The sequence below is a fragment of the Actinomadura vinacea genome, assembly GCF_039532545.1.
Lineage (GTDB): Bacteria > Actinomycetota > Actinomycetes > Streptosporangiales > Streptosporangiaceae > Spirillospora > Spirillospora vinacea.
Genome location: NZ_BAAARW010000001.1, coordinates 260,142 through 274,646, shown reverse-complemented (window position 1 = coordinate 274,646; position 14,505 = coordinate 260,142). Strand labels below are relative to the sequence as shown.

The 14,505-nt window shown below is 71.7% G+C and carries 8 protein-coding genes; 3 read left to right on the top strand and 5 right to left on the bottom strand.

The window, feature by feature from the left end:
- Positions 1–99: 99 nt before the first annotated feature.
- Both ABD340_RS01250 and ABD340_RS01245 read left to right on the top strand, forming a co-directional pair.
- Positions 100–1,977: a helix-turn-helix domain-containing protein gene (locus ABD340_RS01250; protein ID WP_344586387.1), complete on the top strand. Its 1,878-nt coding sequence runs from the start codon at positions 100–102 to the stop codon at positions 1,975–1,977.
- Between the two features lie 537 nt (positions 1,978–2,514).
- A complete protein-coding gene (locus ABD340_RS01245; protein WP_344586386.1) occupies positions 2,515–3,786 on the top strand; it encodes a sialidase family protein in 1,272 nt (423 codons plus the stop codon).
- Here the strand turns inward: ABD340_RS01245 and ABD340_RS01240 are convergent.
- The 3 genes from ABD340_RS01240 to ABD340_RS01230 are packed head-to-tail and all read right to left on the bottom strand — an operon-like array spanning position 3,775 to position 8,164.
- Complete coding sequence (locus ABD340_RS01240; protein WP_344586385.1) at positions 3,775–4,641, bottom strand: DUF7192 family protein; 867 nt, start codon at positions 4,639–4,641, stop codon at positions 3,775–3,777. The two genes, ABD340_RS01245 and ABD340_RS01240, sit on opposite strands and share 12 nt — an antisense overlap.
- The gene (locus tag ABD340_RS01235; RefSeq protein ID WP_344586384.1) at positions 4,638–5,945 is read right to left on the bottom strand and encodes an AAA family ATPase; all 1,308 of its coding nucleotides are present in this window, start codon (positions 5,943–5,945) and stop codon (positions 4,638–4,640) included. The genes ABD340_RS01240 and ABD340_RS01235 overlap by 4 nt, the downstream gene beginning before the upstream one ends.
- Positions 5,946–6,001: 56 nt before the next feature.
- Entirely contained in the window at positions 6,002–8,164 is a 2,163-nt protein-coding gene (locus ABD340_RS01230) for an MMPL family transporter (RefSeq protein WP_344586383.1), read from the bottom strand.
- Positions 8,165–8,216: 52 nt separating this feature from the next.
- Between ABD340_RS01230 and ABD340_RS01225 the strand changes: the two genes are divergently transcribed.
- Positions 8,217–11,405 carry an AfsR/SARP family transcriptional regulator gene (locus ABD340_RS01225; RefSeq protein WP_344586382.1) on the top strand — a complete coding sequence of 1,063 codons (3,189 nt, stop codon included), beginning with the start codon at positions 8,217–8,219 and terminating at the stop codon, positions 11,403–11,405.
- A gap of 18 nt (positions 11,406–11,423) precedes the next feature.
- Here ABD340_RS01225 and ABD340_RS01220 read toward each other — a convergent pair whose 3' ends face one another.
- Together ABD340_RS01220 and ABD340_RS01215 are read right to left on the bottom strand one after the other, a co-directional pair.
- Entirely contained in the window at positions 11,424–13,043 is a 1,620-nt protein-coding gene (locus ABD340_RS01220) for an ABC transporter permease (protein WP_344586381.1), read from the bottom strand.
- The gene (locus tag ABD340_RS01215; RefSeq protein WP_344586380.1) at positions 13,040–13,945 is read right to left on the bottom strand and encodes an ABC transporter ATP-binding protein; all 906 of its coding nucleotides are present in this window, start codon (positions 13,943–13,945) and stop codon (positions 13,040–13,042) included. The genes ABD340_RS01220 and ABD340_RS01215 overlap by 4 nt, the downstream gene beginning before the upstream one ends.
- Between the last annotated feature and the right edge of the window lie 560 nt (positions 13,946–14,505).

Sequence of the window (14,505 nt, the reverse complement as noted above, 5' to 3'; positions counted from 1 at the left end):
CATTCGCCGGCGAAAAGAAAGTCCCCGCTCGACCGGACGACCGAAGTGTCCTTCCGAACACGTGTCGGAATCCCTGTGCCAAGGGAGGAGCAGCGAGAGGTGCCGACGCTGGGTGAGCTCTGCAAGGAGCCGGACTTTTCTCTTCGACTCGTGGTGGGCGACCACGCCGCCAAGGACCGGGTGGTGAAAGCGGTCGGCGTGATGCACCACCCCGCCCATCCCTGCAAGCCGGGCGACCGCACGGACGCGCTCGTGGTGACCGGGCTGCCGAGGCGTCCCGAGCGGCTGGCGGGGAATCCGATGGTCGAGGATCTGCTGAACGATCTCGCGCGGCAGAAGGCCGCGGGACTCGCCCTGGTCGCGGACCGGCAGGACGGGCAGGCGATTCCGGTGTGGCTGCGCAGTCGCGCCGCCCGCCTGAACGTGCCCTTGCTGACCACGACCAGGACGATCGACGAATGGGGCCACCTGGCGCCGCGCCTGCGCGCCTATCGCGCCGGTTGGTACGCAGAGCGGCTCACCGCCCTGCTGGAGCGCCTTCCCTCCCGGTCGAGCGACCCGGGTGCCCTGCAGCGGGTGGCCGAGTGGCTGGCGGCGACCGTGGACGCCGAGGTCCTGGTCAGCGATCCGGAACGGGGCATCCTCGCCGCCTGCCCGCAGACCGCGCCCGCCACGCTGGCACCCCTGCTGGCCAGGCACGCCGCCGCGGCGGAGATGGGAGCGCACACACGGGTCACCGCGCTCGCCGGTGCGCGGCCGGCGGTGCTCGCACTGCACAGCGGCCGCCCCCTCCGCTCCGACGATGACGACCTGGTGGAGCACGCGGCCCGGGTGCTCGGGTTGATCGATCAGGCCGCCGTCCGGCAGCGCGAACTGAGCGTGGCCGAGCACGGCGTCCGCCTCGGGGCCTTCCAACTGCTCATGACGGGCGAGGTGGTGGCCGCCCGGCGGGTGCTGTCCGGGCTGGCGCCGCGGCTGCTGGCGGCCGAGCGGGTGCGCGTCCATCTGCTCGACTGCGCCGGCGCCGACCGGGAGCCGACCGCCGAACAGTGCGAGAACGCGCTCGACGACCGGGCGATGATGGTCAGGTGCCCGGCGTTCAACCATCTGATCATCGTGGCCGCCGACGACGGATCGCACGACGTGCGCGACGGGCTGCGAAAGATCGTCGCCACCCTGCCCCAGCACCGGATGGGATGCAGCCGGGCGCATCCGCTCGACACCATCGCCGACGCCTACACCGAAGCGTCCGACGCGCTGACCCTGGCGCGGCACGCCCCCGACCGCGTGGCGCTCGCCCAGGCGCAGACCGACCTCGTCGAGGTCCTGCCCGTCGACTCCGCACGGCGCTGGGCCGCGGCACTCCTGCACCCGCTGCTGGCCCTGCCCGTGACACAACGCGACCAGCTGCTGCGCACCCTCGACCTGGGGCTGGATTTCCAGCACAAGGCCGCCGGGCGCATCCTGGGCGTCCACCGCAACACCATCAGGCACCGCATCGACCACGCCTTCGGCCTGCTGGGGCTCGACCGCACCCGCCTGCTGCACCAGGTGGTCGTCTCCGCCGCCCTGAAGATCGTCTTCAGCTACGGCCACCGGGAGGCCTCCGCCGATCTCACCGCCGACTTCACCGCGATGCTGTCGACGCCCCGCGTGCGGTCCTGGGCCCAAGCGTTCCTCCAGCCCCTCGAAGCCGACCGCCGCGACCTCCTGCGCACGCTGACCGCATGGCTGGACAACAACGCGCACGCCGAAACGACCGCCGGCGCGTTGAACATCTCACCGATCACCGTCCGCAACCATGTGCGAGCCGCCGTCCCGCTCCTGCAACACGAACTGGTCGCCGGCCTGGACCAGCAGGTCACACCGGACGAGCATGTGCTCGGCGGCGTGCGCCCCCTCGCCTTCGCGCTCTACGCCGGCACCCGCCGCCCCGCCCTACCCGCCACCTGGACCTCACCAAAGGCAGCCACGTGACCCGTCCGTGAAGCACGGGCGCCGATGTCGAAAACGACGTCCCGGAGAAGCCGATCAATACCCGCAAGCTATCCACCTCCTCATGTCGGCACTAGGTCCCAAGCGCACAATTTCCTCGTCACAGCGGGGTGCCGGGTGCACAGTGGACCGGCTCCGTGCATAAGGGCGGTCTCAGCGGTGTCCCGCGGTGAACCGTCGCGGCCGTCTTGTGCACCGGTGACGCCCACTGCCGCGGCCCGGTGTGCATCACGGCACCGGGCCGGGCATCGGCGCATCGTGATGATCGCGAAGATGTGCGTCCGTGATCTGGCGCCGGCGAACAGCACCCAATAGCTTGCGTTCAGGGGGTGCGCGAATGCGTTATATGCAGGGGGACAACCGTCTGACATGCTGCCGCGGCGACCGCACGGACATCGGTTCAGACGCCAAATCGGGCGACGACAAAGATGCGATCCAGAGAGCGGACGACTCCAGGTCGAGGATGAGGCGAACCCGATATTCCTGCGGCCGGGGAAGAGCACAATGACGGGGAGCGGAATGGTGGGGCGACGGACGATGGGGATCGCCGGGGCCGCGGTTCTGGCGGGCGGCCTGATCATCATGGTGGGCCAGGCGCCGGGTGCCGCGGTGCAGGCGGCGGCGCAGGCCCATTCTCGGGAAGTGCTCTTCAACGGCGGCGACGAGAGTCTCAACGGTGTCGAGTACCACTCCTTCCGCGTCCCGTCGCTGACCCGTACCAAGGCGGGCACGCTGTTGGCGTTCGCCGAGGGGCGGGTGAGCGGCAACCGTGACCACGGCAACATCAACGTGGTCTACAAGCGTTCCACCGACCAGGGCGCCACCTGGTCGGGGCTGCTCCAGGTCGTCGGAGTCGGCCAGGGCAAATGGGGCAACCCGACCCCGGTCGCCGACCAGCTCACGGGGAAGATCTGGCTGTTCATGACCTGGATGCCGGAGGGCTACAGCCAGCGCGGGGAGGACGGCACCAAGAAGATCTCCAAGTGGGAGCACCGCAAGGTGTTCCTGTCCGGCAGCGAAGACGACGGCAGGACCTGGAGCGACCCGGTCGACATGTCCGAGCGGCTCAAGCCCAGGACCAAGGCGGACGGCTCGGCCTGGGTCTGGGACGTGGTCGGCCCCGGAGCCGGCGTCCAGACCACCGTGAGCAAGCCGGGAAGGCTGATCATTCCTGCCGTGCACCGGCACATCTACAGCGACGACGGCGGCCGGACCTGGCAGATGCGGCTCATCACCGACCAGGCCACGGGGACCGTCCAGGAGAAGACGACCGAAAGCAGTGTCGTCGAGCTGGCGGACGGGCGGCTCTACCGCAACGACCGCGTCAGGGAGAGCACGTGGGAGACGGCCAAGCGCCGGTGGGTGGCCTGGGGCGGGATCGAGGAGGGGTTCACCCGGTTCGAGCCGGACATGGGGCTGCTGGACCCGCGGATGCACGCCTCCACCCTGCGCTACACCGCCCAGACTCCCCGGCTGATGTTCCTCAACTCCGCCAGCACCGACAACCGCGGCAGGATGCGCCTCCGCATCAGCTATGACGGCGGACAGACCTGGCCCGTCAGCCGCGCGTTCGACCAGGCTCCGCTCCCGCAGGAGGGGAACGGCTACATGGAGGGCGGCTACTCCAGCATGGCCAAGACCACCGACGCGCACGTCGGCGCGCTGGTCGAGATCAACGAGAACACCGATCAGTCCAAGACCTCACACCGCTCCATCAGCTTCCGCAAACTCAACCTCCCCTGGATCCTCGACGGCGCCACCGAACCGCCCCGGGACGGGTCACGCGCGTAGCAGGCCCAGGCTGGTGAACATCTCCCGGCACCATGCCAGCGCGGTGTCCGTCGTCTCCCATTGGGGGTCGTCGGGTGACAGGTACGGCAGGACGTACGGATTCGTGATGCCCTCTGGAAGGTCCTCCGGATAGCAGTCGTGCGGCGGGTACCCGTAATCGTTGTCGCGCATGCGGCCGGCGATCGGCTCCGCGGCGCTGTCCCACACCGCGAGCCACAGGCGGCGCAGCATCGCGGGATGCGCCATCACGAACATCAGCCGTCCCATGTCCAGCGGCTCCGCCGCCGAGATCACCCGCGCGGCCGACGCGAACCGGTCCGTCGGGCTCACGTAGGGGCCGAAGGCCGACCAGATCTCGACGCTGTGCCCCGACGCGGTGATCGACGAGCACAGCGCGGCCAGTGCCACCCCGCGGTTGTGGATGGCCGAGTGCGGGGTGGTGTTGGTGTAGCCGGCCGGTACCAGGAACGTCACCACGCGGCCGCGCGCCGACAGCCGCTGCGGCACCGCGTCCACCATGCACTCGGGCTCGCCGCTCAGGTAGGCGCCGATGTCGACCTCACTGCCGGTCACGTCCCAGGCGGGCACAAGGGCCGTCGTCAGCACCTCGTCCTCGACGCGCTCGCGCAGCTCGGCGACCTCGGCGTCCATTTCGGGGAGGACGGTGGTCCAGCCGTCCCTGGCCAGCTGCAGCGCCTCGTCCCACGACGCGCCGGCCCAGTCGTCGCTGCAGTGGCGCCCGTCTCCGCCTTCGATGCTGTCGGGGGCGCGGGCCTCGTCCACGAACTCCTGCCAGGACCACATCGTGCGCAGGGCGTGGACGGTGTCTCCGAACCGGGGATCGTCCTGGCTCATTCCTCTCCCAGTTCCAGAGCCGAACGGTGGGCCGCCGACATGCCCCGCGCCACCCGCCACCGGATGGCCTGCTCCACACTCGCGCCCGCCTGGAGCAGCTTGGCCGCGTCGATGCTGGCCCGGGGCGAGAACATCACCGGCAGCCGCTTCTCCGCCGCCATCGCACGCAGCCGCCGCACCTCCTCGATCACCCGCCGGGCGGCCTCGGGCTGCGCGGGCGCGTGCGCGAGCGCGATGCGTTCCTCCAGTTCCTCGTCGACCGGGACGTCGATGATGATGAAGCGGTCCAGCGTCGCCGCGTCCAGCGCCTGGCGGCCCACGTACTGCCGGTCGCCGCCGGTGCCGTAGGTGTTCGCGGTGGCGATCATGCGGAAGTCCGGGTGCGCACTGATCATGCCGTCGGCGAAGGCGCAGGACCGGATGGACAGGGCCTGGTTCAGCTCCGCCAGCAGCCCGGGATGGCCGCTGTCCAGCTCGTCGAGCAGCATCAGCCCGCCGTGCTCGAAAGCGCGCCGGAAGGGTGTCGCGTGGTAGTGGCCGTGCGCGTCGTAGTAACCGAAGATCTTGCTCATCGGGGTCGTCGGGCCGAGGGAGAGGGCGTGGAACTCCTGCCCGAACGCCTCCGCCACCTGCTGCGCCATCATCGACTTCCCGGTGCCGGCCGGGCCCACGAGCAGCACGTGGCAGCCGGCGCCGAGCGCGAGCAGCACGTCCGGGAACACCGCGTGGGTGTGCCCGCCGACGCGGACCGGGTCCGGGGCGTCCCCCACCCTGACCTCGACGACGGGCGGCACCGTCTCGGCGACGGTCGCGGCGACCACGCGGGCCGCCTCGTCGCGGGCGAACCGGCCGACGGACCGCGTGATCTCCTCGCGCGATTCCTCCAGCGCCTCCCACGCGTCCTTCAGCTCCTCCTCCACCGCCGCGCGCGCTTCGTCCAGCGCCTTCGCCGCTGCCGCGCGCGCTTCTTTCAGCGTCTTGGCCGCCGACTCGCGCGCTTCCTTGAGCGTCTTGGCCGCCGACTCGCCCGCGACGCTCGCGGCCGTCTTCTCGGCGACCCGCTGCGCGGTGTCGGTGGCCGTGACCCCGGCCGCCGACTCCGCGGCCTGGACGATCTCCTCGGCGTGCGCGACGCGCTCGTCGGCGATCGCGCGGGCGACCTCTTCGGCCACGCGCCGCGCCGTCGCCTCCATGGTCTGCTCGGCATGGGGCGATCTGGCCAGGGCGTCGCCGTACCGCATGACGGTCTCGAACGCGATGGCGCCCGCGATCTGGCGGACTTCCGACTTGGAGCTCTCACGCATGAGCGAAATTATCGGCAAGCCGCGCGGGACCCCTCCCGAAGGAAGGTGAGGGGCGGCTAGCTCCGGATCATCTCGCGGGGAGCCGGGATCTCATGCGGCTCGTCGGCCGAGGACATCAGCACGCGTGCCAGCGGGCGGGGGAACCACCAGCTGTACCGGCCGAGGAGGGCGACGAGCGCCGGGGTGAGCAGCCCGCGCACGATCGTCGCGTCGATGACGATCCCCGCCGCCAGCGCGGTGGCGAAGATCTTGACGTCGGTGACGGGGATGGTCGACAGGGCCGTGAACGCCAGGAAGAGGATGAGCGCGGCCGAGGTCACCAGCCTCCCGGTGCGGCTGATGCCGGTGATCACGGCGGGCACCGTGGTCCGGCGCAGCCCCTGCCGGGTCAGGTCGACGTGGGCCTCGCGGATCCGGTGCAGGATGAACACCTCGTAGTCCATGGAGAGCCCGAAGAGGAAGGCGAAGACCGCCATGGGCACCCAGATGGTCACCGCTCCGGTGGCCGGTGTGCCGAACAGCGCCTCGCTGCCGTACCCCCGCTGCCAGATCAGGACCACGGCCCCGTACGCGGCGGCCGTGGACAGCGCGTTGAGGATCAGCGCCTTCAGGGGGAGCAGCACCGAGCGCAGCGTGCGGGCCAGGGCGACGAAGGTGAGCAGCGCGACCAGCCCGAGGATCGCGGGCAGGGAGCCGTAGACCGCGTCGACGAAGTCGGCGTCCAGCGCGGGCCCGCCTCCGGCCAGGGTGCCGGGCTGTGAACGGGCGGTGTCGACGACGGCGGAGACCGCGTCGCGTCCGGCGTCGTCGGCCGGGTCCCGCACCGTCCACACGTCGATGACCCGGCTGCCGCCGTTCGACCAGCCGGCCGGAGCCGCCGTGCCCGCCACTCCGTCGACCTTTCGCAGGCGTTCCCGCGTCGCCGCCGGGTCCCCCTGGGTGAGCACTTCGATCGGACGGGCGATGCCCTCGCCGAAGCCCGCCTTCACGATCTGGGCGAAGGCCGCGGCGGGCCGGCCGCCGTGTCCCAGGGTCTCGGTGTCCGGTAGGCCGAGGCGGATGGTCAGGGCGGGTGCGGCCAGTGCGATCAGCAGCGCCCCGCTGACCAGCGCGCTGATGATCGGGCGTCCGGTCGTGGCGCGGGCGACGCGGGTCCACAGCGGGCTGTCGGGACGGCGGGAACGGCGCGGCCGGTCGAGTCCGGGACCCCAGGAGAACAGCAGCACGGGCAGGAGCGTCAGCGCGACGGCCACGCTGACCAGCGGGATGAGCAGGCCCGCGAATCCCACGCTGCGCAGGAAGGGGACGGGAAGGACCACGAGCGCGGCCAGGGAGATGGCCACGGTGGCGCCGCTGAGCGCGACCGCCCGCCCGGCACTCGCGGCGGCCCTGACGATTGCGGCCTTGCGCTGCTCCGCGTCGGCGGCGTCGAGCCCTTGTTGTTCCTCCCGCCATCGCGTCACCACGAGCAGGGCGTAGTCGATCGCGATGCCCAGGCCGATGAGCGCCACCAGGTACTGCACGATGAACGACACGTCCGTCACCGCGGTGATCAGTCTGACCAGCAGGAACGTCGTGGGGATGGCCACGGCCGCCATGAGCGGCGGCACGATCGCCAGTCCGCTGGTGAAGACCAGGATGAGCACCACCAGGGCACCCACCGCGCCGACGAGCGTCTCGATGATGGGGCTGCGCGCCGCTCCGCTGTCGCGTCCTGAGAGCAGGGGCTGGCCGGTCAGCTCGACCGGCGCCCCGGCGATCCGGGCGTTCTCGATCGCCTTCTTCACCGCGGGCAACGACTCGGCGTACGGTGCTTGGCCGGGAACCGCCGGCGGGTAGAGCAGCGCCACGGTGGTCCTTCCGTCCGCGGACAGGAGGGAGCGGTCACCGGTGCCGGTGTAGGAGGCGCTCCGCCCGCCCTGGGGGGTGGCGCGCCGCACCAGTTCCTCCCATTGCCGGCGGTGGGGAGCCTCGTCCAGCCGTGTGCCTTGGGGCACCGTCACGGTCATCAGCAGCGGGGCGGTCCTGCCGCCCGTTCCGGCGAAGCGCTCGTTGATGGCGTCGTTGGCCATCTGTGCCGGTTTGTCGGGAAGACGTGACTCGTAACTGAGCTTGTCGATGGTGCTGCCCGCGGTGGCCCCGCCTGCCACGGCCAGGGCCACCCACACCAGTACAACGACCAGGCGGTGGGACAGTACCCACCGCGTCAGCGTTTCCATCGTGCTCCATCTCCTTCTGAAGTCATGAACATGGGCGTGGCACAGTGGCTGTATGCACGTGCGGATCTTGGGGCCGCTCGAAGTGGTGGTGGTCGGGCGGCCCGTCGAGGTCGGGGGCGCTCGGCAGCGCGCGCTGCTGGCGCGCCTGGCGCTGGACGCGGGGCGCGTGGTCTCGGAGGACTCGCTGGCGCGGGCGCTGTGGCCCGGCGACGGCCCCGCCGACCGGACGAACGCGCTCCAGACGCTGGTGTCGCGGCTGCGCCGGGCACTGCCCGGGGAGCAGGTGCTGCGCCGCGGCCAGGGCGGCTACCGCCTCGACCTCCCACCCGAGGCGGTGGACGCCCTCCTGTTCGAACGGCTGGCCCGCGACGGCCGGCGCGCCCTGAGGGACGGCGACGCGGCGGCGGCCGCGCTCCGGCTGCGCGAAGCGCTGGCACTGTGGCGGGGCGAGGTCCTGGCCGAGGTGGCGGACGCGCCGTTCGCGGAGCCGCACAGGCGGCGGCTGGTGGAGCTGCGGTTGTCGGCGGTCGAGGAACGGGTGGAGGCCGACCTCGCAAACGGTGCCGAGTGCTCGGAGCTGGCGCCCGAACTGAGGGAGCTCACGGCGCTGCACCCGCTGCGGGAGCGCCTGTGCGAGCTCCTCGTCCGAGCGCTCCACATGGCCGGGCGGCAGACCGAGGCCCTCACCGCTTACGCGGAGTATCAGCGGCTGCTGGCAGACGAGCTCGGCACCGATCCCGGGTCGCGGCTCCGGGACCTCCACCTGTCGGTTCTGCGCGACGAGACGCCCCCGCGGCGACGCGAGAACGGCGCGCGGCCGCGCGGCAACCTGCCGAGCCCGCTGACGAGTTTCGTCGGCCGGACGGAGGAAGGTGAGCACATCCGGCGATCGTTCGGCGGCGGGCGGCTGGTCACTCTGGTCGGCCCAGGCGGCGCGGGAAAGACCCGGCTGGCGACGACCGTCGCGGCGGAGCTGGCGGACCGGATCGAAGGCGGCGCCTGGCTGGTCGAGCTCGCGCCGGTGACCGATCCCGCCGGCCTTCCCGAGGCGTTGGCCGGCGCGCTCGGGCAGCGCGAGCCGAGCCTGCTCGATCCTCCCGCCACCGCACCGGATGCGGTGAGCCGCCTGGCCGAGGCGCTGTCCGGCGCCGAGACCCTCATCGTCCTGGACAACTGCGAACACCTGGTCGAGGCCGCCGCACGGCTGGCCGCGGACCTGCTCGGCCGATGCCCGCGGCTCAGGATGCTGGTCACCAGCCGCGAACCGCTGCGGATCGGCGGCGAGGCGCTGTGCCCGGTGCGGCCGCTCGGGCTGCCCGAGGCGGTACGGCTGTTCACCGACCGGGCCGCCGCCGTGCGGCCGGGGTTCTCGGTCACCGATGACAATGCCGCGGCCGTCGGCGAGATCTGCCGGCGGCTGGATGGGCTGCCGCTGGCGATCGAACTGGCCGCCGCGCGCCTGAGCACGCTTCCCGTCCAGGCCCTGGCCGAACGTCTGGACGACCGGTTCCGGCTGCTGACCGGCGGCGACCGGACGGCGCTGCCCCGGCACCAGACCCTGCGGGCCGTCGTGTCCTGGAGCTGGGAGCTGCTGACCGCCGAGGAGCGGCGGCTCGCCCGCAGGCTCGCGGTCTTCGCCTCGGCGATCACGCCGGAGGCCGCTGGACGGGTATGCGGCCTGTCCCCGCCGGCGGCGTTGGACGCCCTTTCCGGCCTCGCCGGAAAGTCGCTGCTCCAGCCGGTGGACGGCACGGAGGCACGCTTCCGCATGCTGGAGACGATCCGGGAGTACGGCCTCGCGCGGCTGGCCGAGAGCGGGGAGGCGGACGAGGCGGAAGCCGCTCACACGGCCTACTTCGTCGACCTCGCCGAGCAGGCCAAACCGCATCTTTCCGGCACGGGGCAGCTTCGCTGGCTGGACGTTCTCACAGCCGAACGCGACAACCTGAAATCGACCTTCCATCGCGCCCGCGTCAGGGGCGACGCCGAGGCGGCGGTGCGGCTGGGAGCGGCGCTCGCGCTCTGCTGGACGATCAACGGCAACCACGCGGCGGTGGCGGACCGGCTGCGGCTCGCCCTGCGTTCGGCCGAGGGTGCCGAGCGGCCCCCGGCGAACGCGATGGCGGTCGCCACGGCCTTCTACCTGTTCAACCTCATCCTGTCGGGCGGGGCCGCGCCCGCCGAACGCCAGGAGATCCGGGACCTCGCGGCGCGCGGGGTCCGGCTGGCGGCGGATCATCCCGCCACGGCGCTGGTCGAGGGGGCTCTGGCGCTGCTCACCGGCGAGGGCCCTGCCGGGCTGGTCGCGATCGAGCGGCAGCTGCCGCACGCCGATCCGTGGATCTCGGGGATGCTGCGGCTGATGCGGGCGCTCCTCCAGCACGACCGCTGCGACGCGGCGGAGGTGCGGCGCGACCTGGCGGCCGCGGTCGACGACTTCACCCGGGCCGGGGAACGGTGGGGCCTGGCGATGTCGCTGACATTCCTGGCGCAGTCGCTGACCACGCTCGGCGACCTCGACGGCGCCGTCAAGTCGTTCGAAGAGTCGATCCGGCTGCTGCGCGAGCTCGACACCACCGACGAGGCCGGCCTCCAGCGCATCCTGCTCGCGGAGGCCCGTGCCCAGCAGGGTGACCTTCACCAGGCACGCGCCATCCTGCTGGAGGCGGTCACGCCCGGCGCCAAGACGCCGCCTCCCCGCTACGTCGTCCTCGCTCTGACCCACCTGGGCGACGTCGCCCGCTGGCAGGGCGACCAGGAAGAGGCGGCGCGCCACTACGACGCGGCACGCGAGGGCTCGCAGTCCTTGCCCTATCCGACGCCGTTGGTCGACGCCATGATCGCGTCCGCCGCCGGACGGCACGCGGTGGAGTGCGGGGAACTGGAGACCGCGCGCTGCCGGCTCACGAAGGCGTTCACCTTCACCGTCGAGGCACCCGACATGACGGGCGTGGCCGACGTCGGCGTCGGGGTGGCGATGCTGTGCTCGCGCCGCGGAGCGGCCACCGCCGCGGCGGAGGTGCTGGGGGCCGCGCACGCGCTGCGCGGCGGCCCCAGCGAACACCACCCCGACATCGCCGGGCTGACCGACCGTCTCAAGGTCGAATTGGGCGAACACGCCTTCCAAGCCGCCTACGCCCGCGGGAGCGGCTCGGACCGCACGGGCGCGCTCGCCCTCATCGAGGCTCAACTGCTCGCCGAGGAACGGACCGCGCTGACCACCCAGCTGGACGCACGCTGAGAATCCTTTCTTCGTGGTTCAGGCGATAGGGGTGTCGCGCCGCCGGAAGCCCACCAGCCCCGCGACGACGAGGCCCGCGGAGATACCGCCGAGCCAGATCAGGGGTGTCGCGCTGAAATCGCCGCCCGGGAGATCCGGGGTGTGGGCGAAGGGCGAGAGGTTCAGCACCCGCTGGTCGAGTTCGAGCACCCCGCCGAGTTGCTCGAGCACCAGGGCGCCCGCCGCGAGTGCCCAGATGAAGGCCGTGACCCGTGGCAGGAGGCCGAAGACCGCGACCCCGCCCGCGGCCAGGATCAGGGCGGCGGGGACCCGCACGAGCGCCCCCGCCAGCATCCGCGACAGTTCACCGGCCATGTCACCGCTGCGCAGCCCGTGGACGGTCCCTACGACCAGGCCCGCCACGACCATCAGCGCGACCGTCCCCGCGGCCGCGCAGGCCAGGTGGGAGGCCACCCACCGACGCCGCGTCACGGTCGTGGCCAGCACCGGTTCGGCGCGCAGGCCGGTCTCCTCCGTACGCAGCCGCAGCACCGCCGTGATGGCGTACGCCGCGGCCATGAAGCCCGTGATGGTCAGCACCCAGGCGAGATAGCCGTTGGTCACCGTGTCGCCGCCGCCCAGCTTGGTGATCGAATCGGCGACGTCCTCGTTGCTCCCGACGAGCTCTTCGATGTCGTGCGCGACGGCGCCGAACACGCCCGCGACGACCGCGACCCCGGCCGCCCATCCGATCAGGCCGCCGCGCTGCAGCCGCCACGCCAGGCCCCAGGAACTCGCAAGGTACGGCGAGCCTCCGGGACGGCCCGGCCGCGGCGCGATGAGGCCGGCGTCCACGTCCCGGCGAGCGCCGAGCCGTACCGCCGCCCCCGTCAGGAGAGCGACCGCCGCGATAGGGAGCGCGAACACCCACCAGCGCTCGCCGCCGAACGGGCGCACCTGCTGGGCCCATCCGATCGGCGAGAGCCACGAGAGGTGCTTGACGACGCCACCGTCGCCGGACGCGGCACTGGCATCGCCTGCCGCCCGCAGCATGAACGCCAGGCCGAACACCGCGGCGGCGGCGCCCGTGGCGGTACGGGCATGCGCGAAGAACTGCGCGGTCACCGCGGCGACGCCGGCGAACGTCCAGCCGACGAGCGCCATGGAGAACCCGAACGCCAGCGAGCCGGCCACCGGCGCGCCGTAACCGATCAACGACAGCGCCGTGACGCATGCGATCGCCAGCATCACGGCGCCCGCCACGAGCATCGCCGACGCGAGCCGGGCATGCCGGCCCAGGATCGCCGCGCCGAGCAGCTCGGCCCGCCCGGCCTCCTCCTCGGCACGGGTATGGCGCACGACCAGGAGCACGGCGGGCAGCGCGAGCAGGAACACCAGCAGCGCGCCCGCCTCGGCGACGGTCATGCCGCCGAGCGTGTCCGCCCCGAATCCGGGCCCGCTGAAGACCGCCGAGGCCGGATTGGAAACCACCGATTCGGCGTACTCCCGCCGTTGCTCCTCCGTGGTGTAGCTCGACTTCATCGTCGAAGCCGTCGACGCCACGAGGCCCGCGGCGAGCAGCACCCACACCGGCAGCCGTATCCGATCGCGCCGCAGGGCCAGGCGCGCGAGTGTCCATGTTCCGGTCAACGCCTTCACAGCGCGGCCCCCACGGGCTCGTCGCTCTGGTAGTGACGAAGGAACATCTCCTCCAGCGTCGGCGGCCGGCTGACCAGATCGCGGATGTCGTGGTCGGTCAGGCGACGCAGCAGCTCCCCCAGATGACCGGCGTCCACCTGACAGGTCACACGGGTGCCCTCGACGGTCAGGTCATGCACGCCGGGAAGCCCGTCCAGCCCCACCGGCACCCGGCCCAGGTCGGCCTGGATCGAGCTCCGGGCGAGGTGCCGCATCTCGGTGAGCGAGCCGGTCCGCATGATGCGCCCTTGGCGGATGATGCTCACCCGATCGCAGAGCTGCTCGACCTCTCCCAGGATGTGGCTCGCCAGCAGCACGGTTCGCCCGTCTCTGCGCTCTTGGGCGATGCAGTCCTTGAAGACCTCCATCATCAGCGGATCCAGGCCCGAGGTGGGCTCGTCCAGGATGAGCAGCTCCGCGTCCGAAGCCAGGGCCGCGACCAGCGCCACCTTCTGCCGGTTGCCCTTGGAGTAGGCCCGCCCCTTCTTGCGCGGGTCCAGTTCGAAACGCTCCAGCAGCTCGTTCCGGCGCCTTGGGTTCAGCCCTCCACGCAACCGGCCGAGCAGATCGATGGCCTCCCCGCCGGAGAGCGTGGGCCACAGGCTCACGTCGCCCGGCACATAGGCCAGGCGCCGATGCAACTCGATGACATCACGCCAAGGGTCGCCGCCGAGCAACCGGGCCGAACCCTCGTCGGCGCGCAGCAATCCCAACAGGATCCGGATGGTGGTGCTCTTGCCCGAGCCATTGGGGCCCAGGAAGCCGTGCACCTCCCCCTCCCGGACGGCCATGTCCATTCCCGCCAGCGCGATGGTCTTACCGAACCGTTTGACCAAGCCCTCGGTCTCGAACGCATTTCTCACGCGGCTCAAGGTGCCGCCCCGAACTTGCAGACCGCGTACAGACCACTGTCGCCGCACTTACAGCCTCAGCTCGGCCCAACGGCGGGACGGTCGAGGGACGCGCAGCGGAGGGCTCGGCGAGAACCCGTACAGCGGCTTGAGGGACGCCACGTTCGAGGTCGGGTACGAGGACGATGCCCTCTACCTCGCCGAGCGCGAAGAAGGCCGTCCGTCCGCGACATCGCCACCGCGTTCAGGCGCACAGACTTGTGTTAAGGTCCGAGGCGATCTCTCACCGTTGGGCTCTTGCCTCGCCAACCAGCTTCTACGGGTCCCGATGGCCTGGAGAAGGTGGGAGTCACACATCACATCCTGAAAAGGGTGCTCTGTGATGGTCGTGACAGTTTGGCGTGCCGAATCGCCGTCTGGCCCATGGGCGTTCGAACGCCTGAGTTCTTGCCCGGCATTCCGGTCTTCCGCACAGTGCCGAGGATCCGCCTGAAACCGTGATCCGGCGTTAGCGGTTCTTCTCGCTCGCGCCGTTCCGCGCTGTTCTGTTTCGCCACCAGGCAGAGGTCACG

Excerpts from the sequence above, each read along its gene's own strand:
- ABD340_RS01245 (WP_344586386.1), top strand. The coding sequence starts at position 2,515 with ATGGTGGGGCGACGGACGATGGGGATCGCCGGGGCCGCGGTTCTGGCG.
- ABD340_RS01240 (WP_344586385.1), bottom strand. The coding sequence starts at position 4,641 with ATGAGCCAGGACGATCCCCGGTTCGGAGACACCGTCCACGCCCTGCGC.
- ABD340_RS01235 (WP_344586384.1), bottom strand. The coding sequence starts at position 5,945 with ATGCGTGAGAGCTCCAAGTCGGAAGTCCGCCAGATCGCGGGCGCCATC.
- ABD340_RS01230 (WP_344586383.1), bottom strand. The coding sequence starts at position 8,164 with ATGGAAACGCTGACGCGGTGGGTACTGTCCCACCGCCTGGTCGTTGTA.
- ABD340_RS01225 (WP_344586382.1), top strand. The coding sequence starts at position 8,217 with ATGCACGTGCGGATCTTGGGGCCGCTCGAAGTGGTGGTGGTCGGGCGG.